The organism is Arthrobacter sp. PAMC 25486 (assembly GCF_000785535.1).
Classification (GTDB): domain Bacteria; phylum Actinomycetota; class Actinomycetes; order Actinomycetales; family Micrococcaceae; genus Specibacter.
Genome location: NZ_CP007595.1, coordinates 1,478,274 through 1,496,788 on the forward strand (window position 1 = coordinate 1,478,274; position 18,515 = coordinate 1,496,788).

Annotated in this window: 18 protein-coding genes; 2 read left to right on the forward strand and 16 right to left on the reverse strand. The window is 62.2% G+C overall.

From position 1 onward, the window contains the following. Positions 1 to 27: 27 nt before the first annotated feature. Positions 28 to 363, reverse strand: a complete 336-nt coding sequence (locus art_RS06740; protein WP_038463367.1) for a hypothetical protein — start codon at positions 361 to 363, stop codon at positions 28 to 30. Positions 364 to 644: 281 nt separating this feature from the next. On the opposite strand from art_RS06740, the gene nucS reads away from it, so the two are divergent. Both nucS and art_RS06750 read left to right on the forward strand, forming a co-directional pair. Then, positions 645 to 1,340 carry an endonuclease NucS gene (nucS, locus tag art_RS06745; RefSeq protein WP_038463369.1) on the forward strand — a complete coding sequence of 232 codons (696 nt, stop codon included), beginning with the start codon at positions 645 to 647 and terminating at the stop codon, positions 1,338 to 1,340. Positions 1,341 to 1,374: 34 nt separating this feature from the next. Beyond that, positions 1,375 to 2,619: an N-acetylglucosamine-6-phosphate deacetylase gene (locus tag art_RS06750; RefSeq protein ID WP_038463371.1), complete on the forward strand. Its 1,245-nt coding sequence runs from the start codon at positions 1,375 to 1,377 to the stop codon at positions 2,617 to 2,619. A 441-nt stretch (positions 2,620 to 3,060) separates the two neighbouring features. Here the strand turns inward: art_RS06750 and art_RS06755 are convergent, their stop codons facing one another. The 15 genes from art_RS06755 to art_RS06825 form a co-directional block, all read right to left on the reverse strand. Beyond that, a complete protein-coding gene (locus art_RS06755) occupies positions 3,061 to 5,511 on the reverse strand; it encodes a DUF2156 domain-containing protein (protein ID WP_038463373.1) in 2,451 nt (816 codons plus the stop codon). Next, complete coding sequence (locus art_RS06760) at positions 5,508 to 6,887, reverse strand: alpha/beta hydrolase family protein (protein ID WP_038463375.1); 1,380 nt, start codon at positions 6,885 to 6,887, stop codon at positions 5,508 to 5,510. Before art_RS06760 ends, art_RS06755 begins: the two co-directional genes overlap by 4 nt. Positions 6,888 to 6,995: 108 nt before the next feature. Further along, positions 6,996 to 7,427: a DUF2550 domain-containing protein gene (locus art_RS06765; protein WP_038463377.1), complete on the reverse strand. Its 432-nt coding sequence runs from the start codon at positions 7,425 to 7,427 to the stop codon at positions 6,996 to 6,998. A gap of 10 nt (positions 7,428 to 7,437) precedes the next feature. Beyond that, entirely contained in the window at positions 7,438 to 7,728 is a 291-nt protein-coding gene (locus tag art_RS06770) for a F0F1 ATP synthase subunit epsilon (RefSeq protein ID WP_038463379.1), read from the reverse strand. A 2-nt stretch (positions 7,729 to 7,730) separates the two neighbouring features. Then, positions 7,731 to 9,188 (reverse strand): F0F1 ATP synthase subunit beta, encoded by a 1,458-nt coding sequence (gene atpD, locus art_RS06775; protein ID WP_038463380.1) that lies wholly within the window; start codon positions 9,186 to 9,188, stop codon positions 7,731 to 7,733. A gap of 51 nt (positions 9,189 to 9,239) precedes the next feature. Further along, positions 9,240 to 10,133 carry a F0F1 ATP synthase subunit gamma gene (locus tag art_RS06780; protein WP_038463382.1) on the reverse strand — a complete coding sequence of 298 codons (894 nt, stop codon included), beginning with the start codon at positions 10,131 to 10,133 and terminating at the stop codon, positions 9,240 to 9,242. A 71-nt stretch (positions 10,134 to 10,204) separates the two neighbouring features. Continuing rightward, positions 10,205 to 11,842, reverse strand: coding sequence for a F0F1 ATP synthase subunit alpha (gene atpA / locus art_RS06785; RefSeq protein WP_038463384.1), 1,638 nt, complete (start codon positions 11,840 to 11,842; stop codon positions 10,205 to 10,207). A 113-nt stretch (positions 11,843 to 11,955) separates the two neighbouring features. After that, entirely contained in the window at positions 11,956 to 12,771 is an 816-nt protein-coding gene (locus tag art_RS06790) for a F0F1 ATP synthase subunit delta (RefSeq protein ID WP_038463386.1), read from the reverse strand. Then, positions 12,771 to 13,322, reverse strand: a complete 552-nt coding sequence (locus art_RS06795; RefSeq protein WP_157875415.1) for a F0F1 ATP synthase subunit B — start codon at positions 13,320 to 13,322, stop codon at positions 12,771 to 12,773. Before art_RS06795 ends, art_RS06790 begins: the two co-directional genes overlap by 1 nt. Before the next feature lie 78 nt (positions 13,323 to 13,400). Continuing rightward, the gene (locus art_RS06800) at positions 13,401 to 13,616 is read right to left on the reverse strand and encodes an ATP synthase F0 subunit C (RefSeq protein ID WP_038463392.1); all 216 of its coding nucleotides are present in this window, start codon (positions 13,614 to 13,616) and stop codon (positions 13,401 to 13,403) included. 89 nt (positions 13,617 to 13,705) lie between these two features. Continuing rightward, positions 13,706 to 14,518, reverse strand: coding sequence for a F0F1 ATP synthase subunit A (gene atpB / locus art_RS06805; protein WP_038463393.1), 813 nt, complete (start codon positions 14,516 to 14,518; stop codon positions 13,706 to 13,708). A gap of 91 nt (positions 14,519 to 14,609) precedes the next feature. Then, positions 14,610 to 14,864, reverse strand: coding sequence for a hypothetical protein (locus art_RS06810; protein ID WP_157875186.1), 255 nt, complete (start codon positions 14,862 to 14,864; stop codon positions 14,610 to 14,612). A 2-nt stretch (positions 14,865 to 14,866) separates the two neighbouring features. Further along, positions 14,867 to 15,367: a hypothetical protein gene (locus art_RS06815; protein ID WP_038463397.1), complete on the reverse strand. Its 501-nt coding sequence runs from the start codon at positions 15,365 to 15,367 to the stop codon at positions 14,867 to 14,869. 132 nt (positions 15,368 to 15,499) lie between these two features. After that, on the reverse strand, positions 15,500 to 16,594 hold the full coding sequence (locus art_RS06820) for a glycosyltransferase family 4 protein (RefSeq protein WP_082000153.1): 1,095 nt from the start codon (positions 16,592 to 16,594) through the stop codon (positions 15,500 to 15,502). Then, positions 16,594 to 18,477 (reverse strand): nucleoside-diphosphate sugar epimerase/dehydratase, encoded by a 1,884-nt coding sequence (locus art_RS06825; protein WP_253901502.1) that lies wholly within the window; start codon positions 18,475 to 18,477, stop codon positions 16,594 to 16,596. The genes art_RS06820 and art_RS06825 overlap by 1 nt, the downstream gene beginning before the upstream one ends. Positions 18,478 to 18,515: the final 38 nt, after the last annotated feature.

Sequence of the window (18,515 nt, forward strand, 5' to 3'; positions counted from 1 at the left end):
TGCCCGTAGCGGCCTGCCCACACTGGCCTACCTGTACTGGTAGTGCCGGCCCCGCCAGCAGTTGTTGTGCCAGTGCCGGCGCTCAGACAATCCGGCTTCGGCGCCGAACATGGCGTCCTCGCGCCACACCACCAGGTGGGCCACCCCTGGCAACACCTGGTGGTGGCAGCCGGGGCAGGTGTACACCTTTTGGGCGTTCCCGACGCTGATGCGCCGCACTGCCCACACGCCGTCGGGCGCGGATTCGGTGGAGGGGATGCCCATTCTCAGGCGTGAGAGGTCCAGTTCCCCGTCATCGTGTGTACTCTGGCTGCCGCGGGCTGGTGATGGTCGACGGCGGCGGGGCTGGTTGGAGCGGGGCATGCCTCCATTGTGCCGCACGGCTCGGGCGCGCGCGAAGCGGCTGCTTCAGGTTGCGCCAGGCGGGCACCTGGCCCCACACGCCCGAGGGCCCGAGACAATAGACGCGACAGCGGCTTAGGCTTGGGAGGGCACCTGGGCCCACGCGCCCGAGGGGCCCAAGGCAAAGACGCGCCAGCGGCTTAGGCTTGGGAGGGCACCTGGGCCCACGCGCCCGAGGGGCCCAAGGCAAAGACGCGCCAGCGGCTTAGGCTTGGGAGGGCGTGGGGACTAGAGTGGAGGGCGTGCGTTTAGTGATTGCCAAGTGCTCCGTCGATTACGTCGGACGCCTCAAAGCCCATCTTCCCCTGGCCGTCCGGCTGCTGTTGGTCAAGGCCGACGGTTCCGTTCTGGTCCATTCCGACGGCGGTTCCTACAAGCCGTTGAACTGGATGAGCCCCCCTGCCACGCTGCGCACGGTGGGCCCCGCCGACACGGAGCTTGAAGACGGTGTCATCGACCAGTGGATAGTGCAGTCCAGCAAAACCGATGACCGCCTGATCATCAACATCTATGAGCACATCAGCGACTCCAGCCACGACCTGGGGATCGACCCCGGCCTGATCAAGGACGGTGTCGAGGCGGATCTGCAGCGCCTGCTGGCCGAGCAGATTGAACTGCTCGGATCCGGTTTCACCTTGATCCGGCGCGAATATTTCACGGCCATCGGCCCGGTGGACATCCTGGCCCGGGACGCGGCCGGGGCCACCGTGGCGATCGAGCTCAAGCGCCGTGGTGACATTGACGGCGTCGAACAGCTCACCCGCTATCTTGAGCTGCTCAACCGCGACCCGCTGCTGGCTCCCGTCCGGGGCGTCTTTGCCGCCCAGCAGATCAAACCGCAGGCAAAGACGCTCGCCACCGACCGCGGCATCGAGTGCAAGACCCTTGATTACGATGCCATGCGCGGCGTCGATGACAGCGCGTCGCGTCTTTTCTAGCAGGCAGCACCCCCATCCTGACTAGACTTGGGGCATGACTGATCCCATTTCCACGCCCCAGCCCACCAAATACCTGTTACAAGGCGCCGTTGTCACGGACCACGGCATCATTGAGGGCGGCCTGCTCGCCATCGCCGGCGACAGGATCATGTATGCAGGGCGTGCCGACCACTTTGATGAGCCGGGTTTTGGTGAGGCGGAAGTGGACGCGGCCAACATCATCTCGCTGCCGGGCGGACACCTGATCGTTCCCGGACTGATCGATGTCCACAACCACGGCGGCAACGGCGGGGACTTCCCCAGCGGCGACGAGGCCTCGGCCCGCACCGCCGTCGACTTCCTGCACAAGGCCGGGACAACCACCCTGCTCGCCAGCATGGTCACCGCCTCCCCTGATGACCTGCGCAAGGGCATCTCCATCTATGCCAACATGACCGAGGAGGGCCTGCTGGCAGGCATCCACCTCGAGGGCCCGTTCCTGTCCCACGCCCGCTGCGGCGCACAGAACCCGGCCTTCCTGCTGGAACCCGACCTGGAGCTGATGTCCTCGCTCATCGAGACTGGCCGCGGCACCGTCACCACCATGACGTACGCCCCCGAGCTGCCCGGTGCCGACGAGCTCGTTGACCTGCTCACCAGCCATGGCATCACCCCGTCCGTGGGCCACACGGACTGCGATACCGCCACGGCCGCCGAATCGCTGGCGCAGGCCCGTGACGGCCTGGATTCCACCGGGTTCGACGGCGTCTCCGGACGCCCCACCGTGACACACCTTTTCAACGGCATGCCTCCCATGCACCACCGCGCCCCCGGCCCCGTCGCAGCGTGCCTGCGCGCCGCCAGTGCCGGGGCGGCCGCCGTCGAGCTTGTGGCAGATGGCACCCACCTCGACCCGCAGACGGTCCTGACGGTCTTTGACGTTGTGGGCGCCGCCAACATCCTGCTCGTGACAGACTCCATGGCGGCGGCCGGGCTGGCCGACGGCCAATACATGCTGGGGCCGTCCCCCGTCACCGTCACGAACGGGGTCGCCACACTGGATGCCACCGGTTCCATTGCCGGCGGCACCGCCACCCTGCTGGACGTGGTGCGCCTGACCACGGCTGCCGGCGTGAAGTTCACCGACGCCCTGATGTCGGCCACGAGCGTCCCGGCGGCCGTGCTGGGGCTGACGGATGAAGTGGGCGCACTGCGCCGGGGACTGCGCGCCGACGTGGTCATCGTCGACGCCGACCTGGCCCTGCAGCGCGTGATGCGTGCCGGCGCCTGGCTGAAGTAGCCGCACCACCGTTGCCGCCCGTCAGCATTCTTGGGCTGTAAAGTACTGACACCGCCCTTGTGAGCCGATGCTTCGGCATCTTCTGTACCTTCGACGCCGTGCCTCTGCCGGCAACAACCGGACATGTCCCCGCCGGGCCGTGTCCGGTGGGTCTCATGACGGTCCCGGCGACGGCCCGGCGAATGTTGACGACTCCGGAAAATGTGCGCAGTGGGCTCATTTGCCCCGGACGCTTCGCTGAGAAGGGGTCTCACCCGCATTGCCCACCACGCCCACCTCGCCGAGAATGGGCACAACCCGCGCCGTTGAGCGCCCGCTTTGCCGAAAATGGCCCCGCCTCGTGAGATGCCGCCAAAGTCGCGCCCTCTTCGCGGGGCTGGCCCATTTTCGATGAATGGGGCCGCCAGAAGCATCGACTTGGCCCCCCTCTCGACGGCCCGCCTATGGCTTACGCAGCGCCCTTGCCAGGGAGCGAACGGACATGTTGGGCATATAGGCCTCGCCCACGGCCCGGCCGATGGCGGGCAGCGACAACGGGTCCTGGTACATCAAGTACAGGGAGCGGTGTCGCGGTTTGAAGCGCTGCTTGAAGTTGGCCAGCGAGGCAAACCCGTACACGGGTTCCAGTGTGCGGGCCAGCAGGGCAAGTATCCGCCCCAGGCTGCCTTCCAGGTCCTCACTGCCCGCCAGCGGTGAACCCGAAAGTGAGATGTACTCCACCGTCGGGGAAAAGTGTTTCACGGCCTGGGCCACCAGGTACTCCATGACACCGTTGAAGGACCCTGAATTGCGGCGCATGAAGTCAAGGGTCCAGCTGACCACGGTGCCTTCGGAATACACCGGCAGCCAGCTCGTGACGGCGTGGATCTTCCCCTCGGCATCAATGGCCAGGCATAGTTGGACGTTCTCATCCTGCAGCTCCTCCAGCCCGCCCAGGGTGAAGCCCAGTTCCGGCAGCGCCTGACCTGAGACCCAGTCCTCGGAGATCTCCTTGACCTGGGTGCGCTGGCCCGTGGTCAGTTCGCTGTAGGGCACCCATAGGGCTGTGACGCCAAGCTTTTCCGCCTTGTTCAGGGCGGTGCGCACATTTTGCCAGTCCTTGCCCTTGAAGTCCATGGTGCGTATATCCAGCAGGGTTTCCGCCGCCACTGCGATGCCTTTGAAGCCCCGGCGCTCCAGTATTTCCGTGGGGGTGCTGTTGACCGAATAAAAACAGGCCGTCAGCGACTCATCGGCACAGTAGTCAAGGAACTCATCGATCGCCTGTTCATAGTGCGTCGGGTTGCCGAAGGGCCCGCCCACCGTGACGGCCACACCATTGTGCAGCTGGTAGGCCACGCCCACGGTGCGCTCAGCATTAAACCAGTACTGATTATTGGGCCACAGCACCATCGCCGACAGCGAGTCCCCTCCCATCCTGACCAACGTGCGGACCCGCTCCCGTTCACCGGTGCCAAGGCGCAGGTGCCGGCTGAGGAAGACGCCCAGAATGCCGATGGCGCTGATCAACCACAGTGCCGGTCCGCCAAAGCTGAACAGCATTTCCGAGAAGAAGCCGTGCGGATACACGCTGGCTGAGTAGCTGAATGGAAACGGGTAAGGCAGCACGATCCGTGGAAGGCTCGCCACGAGGGCCACCAGGCCAAGCTTGCTGCTCGCCAGGTTCCCCTCCGCCAGCCAGGCAATCGTGTAAAGGGCAATGAACGCCAGCAGGATCAGCGGCAGGTACACGATCGAGCGGCGGCGCAGGACCGGGTCCGGGTCCACCCGAAAGTGCCGCCGGAACACCACCAGCAGCACGGCGATCAATACCGGCACCAGCACCACGGGCAGCAGCTCCCACACGGATTCACTGATGCCCAGGCTGCGGTGCCCGCGGCGCAGCGACAGGCCGACACCGGCGAACACCTGAAAGTAAAACGCCGACACCAGGCCAATGACAAGGTGCGCATACACAGCCGCCCACAACGCCAGCCGGTTCCCGCGTCGCAGCCCCTCGGCGCAGACAAGCAGCAGCACCATGGGCATCAGGGCCAGCAGGTGGCTGCCGGAACCGAGCAGTCCCAGGTTGTGCACCGTGCCGTGGCAGGCCGCCAGCGCCTCCACGCACGTCCCGGTCCCCGGCATCATGGCCGTGTCCTGGCTGGTGATCCACGTGCGCAGCACGGCCAACGGCCCCACCGGCACATGCGCCATCGCGGCGGCCAGCGGGCCCACGGCAAAAACCGCCACCACCATGGCCAAGTTCGTGCGCACTTCACGGCTGGTGGAATGGCCCACCAGGCCATGCCCCACGGCCTTCACCAGCACCATGCCGAGCAGCAGCCCGGCAACCGAGGCGAGAAGGATGAACGTGTGCTGCGCATGCCCCACATACACGCTGAGCATGAGCGAGGTGGCCAGCACCAGAACCCGCACGCGCCGCCGCCACAGCACGCTGATAGCAGGGCTGGCCGCCAGCAGCGTGCCCGCCGACGCGGCAAACGGTCCCAGCAGTGTGGCCTGCGCGGAGCCCGCCGGCAGGTCGATCCCGGTCAGGTTCCCCAGTACCAGCATTCCTGAATAAAGCACGACGGCGGCCACTTGCGTTGCGAGAAAAAGTCCCGCCGCGCGGCGGGTCCCCACCGTGAACTCGGCCAGTCCCAGCGCCACGCCCAGCACCGCCACGCCCAGCAGCATTGAGGCTGTGCTGGTGCTCAGGAACAGGGTGGTGAGCATGTTCCACCAATGGCCGCCGGCCAGGTCGGACGCCTGGAACCCCCACTCCCCCGCTAAATGCCGGGGCAGCCGGTCAAACCAGCCAACGGCCACAAGATGGACGATGATGGTGGCAGCCATCATCGCCGTGGCGAAAGGCGTCCTGCGCAACCAGGCGAGGACCGCCGTCGTCATGGCAGGCCAATTCTGGTGTAGACAAACGCCAGTCCGGGCTTGAGCGCCTCATTGGCCACGGACCAGGAATGCCCTCCGGGAAAGGTGGCACTTTCCGTGGTCATGCCGGCCCGCCGTGCCGCCTTCTGCAATACCTTCACATTGGCAGAATACGTGACATCCGAGCTGCCCGAGGCAAACCAGCCGTGAGTATTCGGATAGTTGTTCCTGGCCATCAGGGTCAGGGGGAGCTGGGAATCGAAGGCGGCAGCGTCCCCGTGGAAGGCCCTGCCGATCGTGACGGAGCGTTTCGAGGCAAGGGCGGGCTCGCGCTCCGGCGCAACGGCCATGAACGTCTGGAAGACATCAGGATGGCGGGTGGCCATCTGCAGGCTGCAGGTGGCGCCATAGGAGAACCCGCCAATGGCCCAGTGGGCGGGGTTGGTGTCGGCGTCAAGATGGGACTTGATCCAGTTCGGCACGTCCGTTGACATGTATTTTCCCGCCCTGGCCAGGGCGGAATCCATGCACATGGTGTTCTTCTCGTCGCTGCCATTGGGGTCGGGAAGGACCACCAGTGGGGCAAGTCCACCATGGGAGGCTGCGTAGGCGTCGAGGTCGTAAACAAGGTTGGTGGAGCGCAGCCACGATTCCGGTGAGCCCGGCTGCCCGCTGACAAGGACCACCACGGGCAGCACCGGGCGTTGGGCGGCAAAGTAGGCCGGCGGCAGGTACACCAGGGCGTCGCGTCCGTGGAAACCGGAGACGGTCCCTGGTATCTTCGCGGCGAGCACTGTTCCCGTGCGAGGCAGCCCGGCTGGTTGCTGCCAGCCGCTGGCAACGGCCGTGGTCATGAATCGCGAGTCACTGCTGTGGTGCGGCACCGGCAGCGGCATTGTGCTCACGGCGGGCTGCTGGCCCAGCAGGCTGCCCACGGTGGGGTATTCGCCAAAGTAGGCATTGACCTGCAGGCCCGAGACGGCCAGCACCACAACCGTCGCGACGACCGCCAGAATTCGCCGAGCCGGGGAAGTGCGGAGAGCCGCGCGGCTGCTGCTCCGAACCTCGCGGCTGCTCCGGTGAGCCAGGCGGCGGCCGGGCCGACGGCGCAAGCCGGCAAACGCCGTCGTGCATCCCATGGTGAGTGCCCACAGGGCGATGGCCAAGTTGAGGATGACGGCGGAGGGCAGGTCTTCGGCCCACCAATAAAACAGGTGGATGACGGCCCATCCGGCCACCATGCTGAGCAGTGCGGCGGCCACTGCTGCGGCGGCGCCGAAGAGCCACCAGCGCCAGGAACGGCGGACCAGAAGGGCGCCCAGGCCTGCGGCGCAAAGTGCCCAAAGAACGATGGGAACGGGGCCATCAACCAGGCTCAGCTCGGTTATTGCGTTCACGCGTCCGCCACACTCTTGGAGGGACTCTCACCCTGTGGAGCGGGAGCTAAGCGATAATAGCGCCGCTAGCTGGTAAGTTTCTGGGTCCCGGATGACTGCGAGCCGCTGTCAGCGCCACGTGCCAACCCCGGTGTGGGGGCCGGCCTCCAGCCAGGAGGAAAGCCCTGCATAGGCACCAAACTTCATGGCCAGCAGGAACTCGTCGCCTTCGTAGGAGAGCACCACGATGATGGTTCCCTGCGGCACACGCGTCAGTTCAAGCTCACTGGGATCGCGGCGGCCCACCAACACAATCTTGCTGCGCTTCATGGTGCGGGACGGCAGGGGGCTTAACGAAAGGAGCCGCACCCACTCAAGGGCCGACTCCTGATAACGACAAACCCCCATTGCCCAGCGATTGTTCACTGTGCAAATGGAGGCGTCCACTGTGCCCAGGGCGCGCCGCAACATCATGCGGCGCACCCCGAACAGGCACAGTGTAATAACAACTAGCACGAACACTCCGGCTAGTGCGATGAACGGAAAACCGAGATCGTTCATCAATAGATTGCTAGCGAATCCCTGCGCCAGACGTTGCGCTGTCTTTCAACTGCGCATTGTCAGCAACGATGACAACCCGGTTGCTGTCAACCGAGAAGAAGCCGCCGTCCACTTCAGCAAAGAAGCGGGGACCGTCAACAGGAGCGATTTCCAGCAAGCCCGGCGCCAAAACCGCGAGCAACGGGGTGTGACCTGGCAGAATGCCGATCTCGCCCTCGCTGGTGAACCCCTTGACGAGGGTCGCTGCACCGGACCACACAAAGTGGTCCGCAGCTACGATTTCAACTTCGAGGTTAGCCATGCTTACTTAGTCGATTCCTGGATTGCAGCCCACTGACGCTCTACATCGTCCATGCCACCGATGTTGAAGAACGCCTGCTCGGCAATGTGGTCAACGTCGCCGTCACAGATGGCCGTGAAGCCCTCAATGGTGTCGGCAATGGAAACCGTGGAACCCTCGACGCCCGTGAACTGCTTGGCCGTGTAGGTGTTCTGCGACAGGAACTGCTGGATACGGCGAGCACGCGATACAACGATCTTGTCCTCTTCACCGAGCTCGTCGATACCGAGGATCGCGATGATGTCCTGGAGTTCCTTGTTCTTCTGCAGAATCTGCTTGACACGAACAGCAGTGTCGTAGTGCGCCTGGCCGACGTACTGCGGGTCAAGGATGCGTGAGGTGGAAGTCAGCGGATCGATGGCCGGGTACAGGCCACGTGAAGCGATTTCACGGGAAAGTTCCGTGGTCGCATCCAAGTGGGCGAAGGTCGCGGCCGGGGCCGGGTCGGTGTAGTCATCAGCAGGCACATAAACGGCCTGCATGGACGTGATCGAGTGACCCTTGGTCGAGGTGATGCGCTCCTGGAGGAGACCCATCTCATCGGCCAGGTTGGGCTGGTAACCCACGGCGGAAGGCATGCGGCCCAGCAGCGTGGAAACTTCCGAACCGGCCTGCGTGAAACGGAAGATGTTGTCGATGAAGAGCAACACGTCCTGGTTCTGCACGTCGCGGAAGTACTCAGCCATGGTCAGTGCCGACAGGGCAACGCGCAGACGCGTTCCCGGCGGCTCATCCATCTGGCCAAAGACTAGCGCGGTGTCCTTCAGAACACCGGCTTCTTCCATTTCAACCCAAAGGTCGTTACCTTCACGGGTGCGCTCGCCAACACCGGCGAATACCGAAGTACCACCGAAGTTGCGGGCAACACGGGTGATCATTTCCTGGATCAAAACGGTCTTGCCGACACCGGCACCACCGAACAGACCAATCTTTCCACCCTTGATGTAGGGGGTCAGAAGGTCAATCGACTTAATACCGGTCTCGAGCATCTCCGTGGAGCCTTCGAGGCTGGCAAATGCCGGGGGCTTGCGGTGGATGGGCCAGCGCTCGGAGATGTTCAGCTCCGATTCCTTCACGTCCAGGGGTTCGCCCAAGACGTTGAAGATGTGGCCCTTGACGCCGTCGCCCACGGGCACGGTGATCGGTGCACCCTTGTCCTGCACGCTGGTGCCGCGGACGAGTCCGTCGGTGGCCTGCAAGGAGATGGCGCGGATGAGACCGTCGCCAAGGTGCTGGCTGGTCTCGAACGTGATGGTCTTGGTCTCACCGTTGAGAGTGATCTCGGTGGTGAGTGCATTGTAAATGGCGGGAATGCCGTCAGCCGGGAATTCGACGTCGACAACCGGGCCGATGACGCGCGCGATGCGGCCTGTGGCACCGGCCTTCGCAGCGGTTCCCTGCTCGTTAAGTTGGGCAGTCATCTCTCTCACTTCACTTGTGTAGATGGCATTGAATAAGTATGAATGGGGCTGCTAAGAGGCGTTGAGCGCATCAGCGCCCGCAACAATCTCGGAGAGCTCCTGCGTAATCTCGGCCTGCCGGGCGTTGTTACGAAGACGCGTGTACTTCTTGATCAGATCGCTGGCGTTGTCGCCTGCGGTCTTCATGGCCCGCTGGCGTGCTGCGAGCTCGGAAGCTGCGGCCTGCAACAGGGCGGCGAAGATGCGTGACTCGATGTACCGCGGCAGCAGTGCGTCCAGGACGTCTTCAGCCTGCGGTTCGAATTCGTACAGCGGCAGCAGATCGGCTGAGGATTCAACTTCTTCTTCCACCACTTCCAGCGGCAGCAGACGAATTACTGTCGGCTCCTGAACAACCATCGACTTGAACTGGGTGTAAACAACGTGAATTTCATCCACGCCGCCCTCTTCAAAGTCAGTTGCGAAATCCTTCAGCAGGACCTCGCGCAGTTCACGTGCAGTTTCAAATTCCGGTGCGTCAGTTCCACCGGTCCACACCTTGGCGTAATCGCGGCCGCGGAAGTCGAAGTACGCCTGAGCCTTGCGGCCGACCAAATAGGTCGAGACGTCCTTGCCTTCCCCGTGCAGCAATTCGATGAGGTGCTCTGCCTGCTTCAACACGCTGGCGGAGTAGGAACCGGCAAGACCACGGTCTGAAGTCATGACCAATACTGCAGCCCGGCGGATCTGTTCGGGCTCGGTGGTCAGCGGGTGGTCGACCTCGGACTGGGACGCTACGGCAGAAACGGCACGGGTGATCGCATTGGAATACGGCAATGACGCCGTGACACGCACGCGTGCCTTTCCAATGCGGGACGCGGCGATAAGTTCCATCGCCTTGAAGATCTTTTGCATCGACGTGGTCGATGAGATCTTCTGGCGGTAAACCCGTATCTGGGCTCCCATGTTTGTCCTTTCCTTATCCTTTACTTAGCTTGCCGGTCCTCGCGGACCGGCAAGCTAAGTAGGAGATGGTGTCAGCGTTTCTGCTTGACGATCTTTTCCTGGTCGACGTCTTCTGCGGCAAGCGCATCGAACTCTTCGTGGCCGGCGCCAACCAACTGGTTGTCGCCCTCCGCGAAGAAGCCCTTCTTGAAGGAGTCAATATTGGACTTGAGCGCGTCTACCGTCGAAGGCTCCAGCAGGTTGGTTTCAGCCAGCGTGGTCAGGATCGACGTGTTGTGACGCAGGTGCTCGAGGAACTCGGTCTCAAAGCGGAGAACATCCTCGACCGGGACGTTGTCCAGGTAGCCGTTGGTGCCCATCCAGATTGAAACAACCTGGTTCTCAACCGGGAACGGTGCGTACTGGCCCTGCTTGAGCAGTTCCATCAAACGCGCACCACGGGTCAGCTGCTGCTTGGTGGCAGCATCCAAGTCCGATGCGAACATGGCGAACGCCTGCATGTCGCGGTACTGAGCCAGTTCCAGCTTCAACGTACCGGCAACCTTCTTCATGGCCTTGACCTGTGCTGCACCACCAACGCGGGAGACAGAGACACCTACATCCACTGCGGGACGCTGGTTGGCGTTGAAGAGATCCGACTGCAAGAAGATCTGACCATCGGTGATGGAGATGACGTTGGTCGGGATGTACGCCGAAACGTCGTTTGCCTTGGTCTCAATGATCGGCAAGCCGGTCATGGAACCTGCACCGAGCTCGTCAGAGAGCTTGGCACAACGTTCGAGCAGACGGGAGTGCAGGTAGAAGACGTCACCGGGGTATGCTTCGCGGCCCGGCGGGCGGCGCAGCAGCAGTGACACGGCGCGGTAGGCTTCAGCCTGCTTGGACAGGTCATCAAACACGATCAGAACGTGCTTGCCGCCGTACATCCAGTGCTGGCCAATGGCCGAACCGGCGTAAGGTGCCAAGTACTTGAAACCGGCCGGGTCAGATGCCGGAGACGCCACGATGGTGGTGTACTCCAGGGCACCGTTGTCAGCCAGGGTCTGGCGAACAGCAGCAATGGTCGATGCCTTCTGGCCGATTGCCACGTAAACGCAGCGAACCTGCTTCTTGACATCGTTCGAAGCCCAGTTGGCCTTCTGGTTGATGATGGCGTCAACGGCCAGGGCCGTCTTGCCTGTCTGGCGGTCACCAATGATCAGCTGGCGCTGGCCACGGCCGATCGGGATCATCGCGTCGATTGCCTTCATACCGGTCTGCAGCGGTTCGTGAACCGACTTGCGCTCGGTAACACCGGGGGCCTGGAGTTCCAGGGCACGGCGGGTTTCGGGTTCAATCTCGCCCAGGTCGTCAATCGGCTGACCCAAGGGGTCAACGACACGGCCAAGGAAGTTGTCGCCAACCGGCACGGAGAGGATCTCCCCGGTGCGGTGGACTTGCTGGCCTTCGGCAATGCCGGTGAAGTCGCCAAGGACAACCACACCGATCTCGCGTGTATCCAGGTTCTGGGCCAAGCCCAGTGTGCCGTCTTCGAAACGAAGAAGCTCGTTGGCCATGACAGAGGGAAGACCCTCTACCTTGGCAATGCCGTCACTTGCCGTGGTGACGCGGCCAACCTCGACGCGCTCTGCGTTGCCCGGTTCATAGGACGCTGCGAACTCATTCAAGGCATTGCGGACGTCGTCGGCATTGATGGTCAAGTCGGCCATCTGCAGTCCCTGCTCTCCTAAGTTGTGGTTGCCGCCTAAATCAGTGTGTGGCGGCAACCTAAATGTTTGATTCAGTCTGTTGTGGACTGGCTGTCAAGGAAACGAAGCGTTTCCTACACTGCCAACCGGCGGCGAAGATCGTTCAATCGTGTGGCTGCGGTTGCGTCAACAACCTCATCCCCCACGACAACCTTGATCCCGCCGACTAATGTCGGGTCGATGTTGACATTGATCTTCAAATCGCGACCATAGAGATTGTTCAAGCCGGCCGCCAGACGAGTGGTCTGCTCTGCGCTCAGGTCACGGGTGACACTGACGTAGGCAATCCAACGCTGCTGGCGTTTGGCAACCAATTCCACGAAACGTTGCACCAAGGCCGTAGGCTTGAGCCCGCGAGGGGCTGCCACGGCCTGGCGGATCAACAGCGCAGCGACCTCACCTGCCTGGGGAACAACCTTGAGCGCCAAAGCGCCCTTGGCTGACGCCGAGGCCTGTGGATCGTCCAATGCGCGCTGCAGTTCATGACTGGACCCAACAACTCGGATGAACGCGAAGAGTTCCTCTTCAAGCTTGTCCAGGTTGGCAGAACCGTCGCCTTGACCTTCAGCAACTGCGATCGCCGATGTTGCTGCCGAGACTTCCAGTGCATCGCCCAGGTCACGTGCCGAGCTCCATCGTGCGGCAACCAATTCCAGGAAAAGCTCCTGCGCCGGGGCGCTGACCTTTCCGGAAACAAGCTTGGTGGCCAGGGCAACCTTGGCCGCACTCTCGCGAGTGGGATCGGTCAAGGCGCGGCGCAGGCCGGCGTTGCTGTCAAGCAGCCCCAAGATGGCAAAGAGGTCCTGCGCCAATGCGATCGACGCAGTGGCGAGCTTGGGTTCCAACGACTCCAGAGCCGCTGCCAATGACTTGCTCGATACACCTGCCATTATTTCGATACACCCGCGTTCGACTGGTTTTCCAGATCGGCCAGGAAGCGCTCAACCACGCGGTTGGAACGCGCATCGTCATCGAGGGCTTCGCCAACGATTTTGCTTGCCAGCGATGTAGCCAACGTGCCAACCTCGGTACGGAGGGAGTTCACTGCGGCAACACGCTCGGATTCGATCTGAACCTGTGCCTGAGCGGTGATGCGTGCAGATTCCTCTGCAGCCTTCGCCTTCAGGTCTGCCAGGATCTGGGCGCCTTCTGCACGGGCGGTCTCACGGATGCCATTGGCTTCCGTGCGAGCGTCCATAAGCTGGGCCTTGTACTGCTCCAAGAGGGCGTTAGCTTCGGCCTGGGCCTCTTCCGCCTTCTCAATCCCACCCTCGATGGCTTCTACACGATCCGTGTATGACTTCTCAAAGATGGGTGCGATGAACTTTGTCACCACGAAGAGCAGGACAGCGAAAGCTACAGCGGTTACTAGAATTTCCCACCAGTTTGGCAGGAGCGGGTTGGCACCCTCACTAGCAGCGAGGATTACTTCTGCGGTAATCATTTCTCACTTATCCTTATCTGATATTTGTCCGTGAACATTTCGTACCCCGATTACTCGGGACGAGACGTCTTTGGACTAGACGCCAACGACGAAGGCGAAGACCAGGCCAAGGATAGCCAATGCTTCTGCAAGGGCGAAGCCAAGCAGGGCGATGGGCTGCAGGATGCGCTGAGCTTCAGGCTGGCGTGCTACACCGTTGATGTATGCGGCGAAGATCATGCCCACACCAATTGCCGAGCCGATAGCGGCCAGGCCGTAGCCAATCATGTTGAGCGAGCCGTGGAGTTCCATTTCGTTCCTTTCAAGATACCGGCGTTGTGCCGGCAGGTTGTGAGGTGATTCTTTTATTCGAGAAAAATTGTGGTGATGCTTAGGTGTTGCTAGTGCGCGTCAGCGTCAAGGCTGCCCTGGATGTAGATCGCGGTCAGCAGCGTGAAAACAAACGCCTGCAGAATCATGATCAGCAATTCCAGGAAGTACATGGCCACGGAACCGGCAATTACTGCAACACCAGTGGCGTTGAGCAGGATGTTGTCCTGTTCCATGATCAGGTACTGCGCACCACTACCTGCCAAAACCACAATCATGTGGCCGGCCAGCATTGTTGCCATCAAACGCAGCGAGTGCGTCAGCGGGCGGACAATGAAGTTTGAGATGATTTCCAACGGCACCAGCAGCGGCAGGATCCAGCCGGGAACACCGGTGGGAACAACTGCCAGCTTGAAGTACTTGATGCCGTGCTTCTGAACGCCAACCCCAATCCACGTGAAGTAGATGATCAAGGCAATTGCATAAGCACTGCCTGCGTGGGAGAAGGAGGGCAGCTGCAGGAACGGAATAGCTCCAAAGATATTGTTCAGCAGCACAAACAAGAACACTGAGAACAGCAGCGGAACCCAGGGGCGGAAGTTCTTCTCACCCATGATGTCGCGGCCAACAGTGTTGCGCGCGAAGCTGTAGAAGCCTTCGGCGAAGAATTGGGCCTTGCCCGGAACCAGTTTCGGGTTTCGGATCGCAGCTTTGAAGAACCAAATAATCAAGATCACCGAGAGGATGATCATGATCATTTGCTTGCCCAGACCGGTGCCGTATTCGGTCATCCAGGGAAGGATGTCTGGGAGGTGGGTGTCACTAATCGTCGGTGGTACAAAGCCACCGTCATTCGAGGCCATCGGAAGCGCAAACGCGGTCAACGCGCTGTCCTCTCTGCAGTTTCGGTCATAGGGCAAATGTGGTGGCCCATCGCAAGATGGTCAGCACCGTGAAAAAGTCTGATGGTGGGATTCATTGCGATTGTCCATCATCATTAGCGGCCATGCTTTGATGATGCCTGGCCAGATAATATCCACAGACCGCCCCTACGGGGAGGGCAGCGAACACAATCCAAGCAGTGTCGAATAAAAAGTCCAGTCCCCACCCTATCAAACCCCAGAGCAGGATTCCGCCAATAATGTACGTATAGTCCAGCTTGTTGTCTTTCGACTTTGGCGGCACCACCACGTGGTCAGGCTCATTTGGTCCGGGGTTCTTTTTGCTCATGGTCAGGATCCCTCAGCATCAGGTTCGGGTGTGGAATCGCCGGCCGCCTTGGCAGGTGCCGCCGCTTCGTCAAAGAACAAGAAGCGTTGTTTGGAGAAGATAACCACTTCCGTGGCCTGCCAAATCAAGACACAGGCAACGGCCGCGCCGGCAAACCAGGGCTTGTTCAACCACCCAGGGGTGCCCATCGCAAAAAGCACCGCGGCAAAGCCCACGACCTTGACGAAGTACGTCATGACAAAGATGCCCATGACGGCTTCCGGCATTTTCTTGGAGAACAGGTGGCCCACCAGCAAGCTCAAGCCAAAGAAGGCGATCACCAAAAGGGAGCCAAAGAGTACGCTGAGCACCCCGTCCATGTCGGTGAAGATGAAGGCCAGCACCACCATGACAATGACGGCCAGGCCGTCAACCGCCACACATTTTTTCAGAATGTTCCAGCTGGGGCTCTCAGTGGGACCCGAGGCCGCCAAAGGGCCGCGCGCAGCGCTGTTGTCCTTCATGGGAGCTCCATCGTTGGGGAGGGTTGCCAGCCAACGAGGTCCGTGAAGTACGGTGCGGGCAAAGCTGCGGTGAATGTCACCGCAGTAAATTCTACACGAGATAGAACTTGTTGCTGACCCATTGTCACGCCTCTATAGCCCCGCCCCGTTTTTGTCCGCGGTCCCGTCCGGCGCACCGCCCGCCACCCCGTCACCGGCACGCAGCGCACGCCGTCGGAAGTAGCTTTGGAACAGCGTGGGGGTGCGCAGGTAGCCGAGCACCACGGCGAATCCGGCGGCTGTTGCCACAACCTGCACCACTTCGCTGCCTTGGGCGGCGATGACACCCAAGACGCTCACGATGATGGTGGCAGCACAGACAACGGCGGTGGCCTGGAGGTGGCTCAGCCCAACGATGTTCAAGCGCTGGTACACGTGCTGGCGGTGCGCCACATACCAGCGCTCCCCCGCAAGCAGCCGGCGCAGGAACGTCACGAACGTGTCAACCAGGTAAATGAGCACGGGCGAGAAAATGTACTCCACCGGCACCCCGGCCAGGAACGCGCACATGGCGGTCACGGCAATCGAAGCCCCCAGCAGGTAGCTGCCAACATCACCAAGGAACACCTTGTTGCGGCTCAGGTTCCAGGGCAGGAACCCGGCGAAGGCCAGGGCGATCGCGATGCCAGCATAGACCAGCCAGGAATGCCCGCTCAGGACACCGGCGTAAGCATAAAAGCCGCCCACCAGCAGGCCATGGGTGCCGGAAATGCCGTTGATGCCGTCCATAAAGTTGGCGACATTAATGTAGGCGGCCACGGCCAGGGCGCCGACGGGAATGAGCCAGAGCTGCTGCTGGCCCGGATCAATCAGGGCAACGATGGCCGTGGCAACGGCGCCAACACCCAGTTGCAGGCTTGCCCGCAGCTTCACGGAAAGCCCGCGGATGTCTTCCAGCCAGCCGATGGTGGCCGCGGCCAGCACGACGCCGAGAATCACCACCAGGGTCAGCGAACTTTTGAGCGCGTACCCCGTCTGGGGCAGGAACACGGAGGCCAGGATAGCGGCAGCCAGGGCGGCCGCCGTCGTAATTCCCATGCCGCGAATGGTGGGTGTGCTGTGGGAGGAGCGCGCGTTGGGGACGTCAAGCACTCCGGCGCGGGCCAGCAGCGGGCGCACGAACAGCGGAAGGATCAAGGCCAGGCCCAACGCAATGGCGCCTGTGGTGATTTGTGCCCAAAGTTCCATCAGGCACCTGCCGCGACGTCGCCGTCGGACTCGTCAATGCTGGGACCCTCCGGCCCGGCCTCGTCCCTGCAGCGTTGCAGCCACAGCTCAAGGTCCAGCTCGGCGGGGCTGAGCGGGCGCGCGTGCGTGTGGGAAATCTTGGCATGGCCGTCGGGGTCTTGGATTTCGTCGTCGCCGGTGAGTTGTTCGTGCAGCTTTTCCGAGGGCCGCAGGCCGGTGATCTTGATCTTGATGTCGCGGCCGGACATGGCGATCATGCGTTCGGCCACGTCCATGATGCGCACGGGTTCGCCCATGTCCAGGATCAGCACGTCGCCGCCGTGGCCGATGGCGCCGGCCTGGATGACGAGCTGGCAGGCCTCCGGGATGGTCATGAAGAACCGGGTCACGTCGGGGTGGGTGACGGTGACTGGCCCGCCCTTGTTGATCTGGTCGGTGAACAGCGGGAGCATGGAGCCGCGGCTGCCGATGACGTTGCCGAAGCGGACCGAGACGTAGCGCATGCCGGTCTCCCCCGCCATCCAGGACGTGAGCTTTTCGGCTGCCCGCTTGGAGTGGCCCAGGGCGGTGGTGGGGCTGGCCGCCTTGTCGGTGGAGACGTTCACATACGTTTCAACATCGACGCTGCGGGCTGCTTGGAGCACGTTGAGGGAGCCGATGACGTTGGTCTTCCAGCCCTCTTCCGGGTACATCTGCAGCAGCGGTGCGTGCTTGAGCGCGGCGGCGTGGAAGACAACTTCGGGGCGGCGCTTGGCGAAGATCAGGTTCAGCGCGTCGGCATCGCGGATGTCGGCCAGCAAGATGTTCTTGTTATCGAGCAGGCCGTGGCCCTCGATGGAGAGCTGGGTGTGCTGCAGCCCGGATTCGTCACGGTCCAGCATCATGAGCTCGGCGGGCTCAAAACCGCTGAGCTGGCGGCACAGTTCGGAACCGATGGAACCGCCCGCACCCGTCACGAGGACACGCTTGCCCTTGATATAACCGGCGATTTGTTCCACCTGGGTTTCCACCGGGGTGCGGCCGATGAGGTCCGCAACGTCAATCTCGCGGAAGTCGGTGAGCCCGCCGCGCTTGTCCGTGTTGGTGTCGGGGCTGAGCATGTCTTGCAGGGGCGGCAGCACCAGCACCTTCACTCCCAGTCCGGAGACGCCGTCGGAAATTTCACGAATCTGGCGGGCACTGAGGTGGGCCATGGCAAGCACGATCACCGTTGACTTGGTGCGCTTGATGATTTCCGGCAGCTCGTGGCCGCCACCAAGGACGCCCACCGAGCTCAGGCGCAGGTGCTTTTTGGAACTGTCGTCGTCGATCAGGCCCACGGGAACGTAAGGCGACTCGGGGTCCTGGACCATGCGGGTGACCAGCGAATTACCCAGGAATCCGGCACCGTAAATCAAGGTGCGCTGGGCCTCCTCACCAAAGGTCGGTTTGCCCTCAACATAGAGGCGCTTGGCGTACCGCACCGCGGCCATGGACAGCGCCGCGAACGGGAAGGCGATGACGGCCACCGAGCGGGCGATGTGAAGTTCGTTGATGAAGATCGAGAGCACAATGCTGACAACCACACCCACAATCAGCGTGACGGCGATGAGCACGCGGGCTTCGCTGATGCTGCCGAACGTGTACCGGCCCCTGTACAGGGCCATGTACCAGCCCACGATCAGCTGGGTGGCCACCGCCAGGGTGATGAGGATGATGAGGCCGGGAAAATTGATGAGATGGACATCGAGCTCGTAACGCAGCAGCACCGCCAGACACAACGCCACCGCCCAGGCCAGTGAATCGAGGGCGGCCTGTGACCAAAGCCACAGTCGTGGTTTACGATCGCCGTCCCCGGAAGAAATTGCGGGATTCCCGCCTGCCTGTGCACTGGAGATATTCAACGTAATTCGTATTTTCCGTATTCGTCCGGGGTTATTGC

Excerpts from the sequence above, each read along its gene's own strand:
- art_RS06740 (WP_038463367.1), bottom strand. The coding sequence starts at position 363 with ATGCCCCGCTCCAACCAGCCCCGCCGCCGTCGACCATCACCAGCCCGC.
- art_RS06750 (WP_038463371.1), top strand. The coding sequence starts at position 1,375 with ATGACTGATCCCATTTCCACGCCCCAGCCCACCAAATACCTGTTACAA.
- art_RS06755 (WP_038463373.1), bottom strand. The coding sequence starts at position 5,511 with ATGACGACGGCGGTCCTCGCCTGGTTGCGCAGGACGCCTTTCGCCACG.
- art_RS06765 (WP_038463377.1), bottom strand. The coding sequence starts at position 7,427 with ATGAACGATCTCGGTTTTCCGTTCATCGCACTAGCCGGAGTGTTCGTG.
- art_RS06770 (WP_038463379.1), bottom strand. The coding sequence starts at position 7,728 with ATGGCTAACCTCGAAGTTGAAATCGTAGCTGCGGACCACTTTGTGTGG.
- atpD (WP_038463380.1), bottom strand. The coding sequence starts at position 9,188 with ATGACTGCCCAACTTAACGAGCAGGGAACCGCTGCGAAGGCCGGTGCC.
- art_RS06780 (WP_038463382.1), bottom strand. The coding sequence starts at position 10,133 with ATGGGAGCCCAGATACGGGTTTACCGCCAGAAGATCTCATCGACCACG.
- atpA (WP_038463384.1), bottom strand. The coding sequence starts at position 11,842 with ATGGCCGACTTGACCATCAATGCCGACGACGTCCGCAATGCCTTGAAT.
- art_RS06790 (WP_038463386.1), bottom strand. The coding sequence starts at position 12,771 with ATGGCAGGTGTATCGAGCAAGTCATTGGCAGCGGCTCTGGAGTCGTTG.
- art_RS06800 (WP_038463392.1), bottom strand. The coding sequence starts at position 13,616 with ATGGAACTCCACGGCTCGCTCAACATGATTGGCTACGGCCTGGCCGCT.
- art_RS06810 (WP_157875186.1), bottom strand. The coding sequence starts at position 14,864 with ATGAGCAAAAAGAACCCCGGACCAAATGAGCCTGACCACGTGGTGGTG.
- art_RS06815 (WP_038463397.1), bottom strand. The coding sequence starts at position 15,367 with ATGAAGGACAACAGCGCTGCGCGCGGCCCTTTGGCGGCCTCGGGTCCC.
- art_RS06820 (WP_082000153.1), bottom strand. The coding sequence starts at position 16,594 with ATGGAACTTTGGGCACAAATCACCACAGGCGCCATTGCGTTGGGCCTG.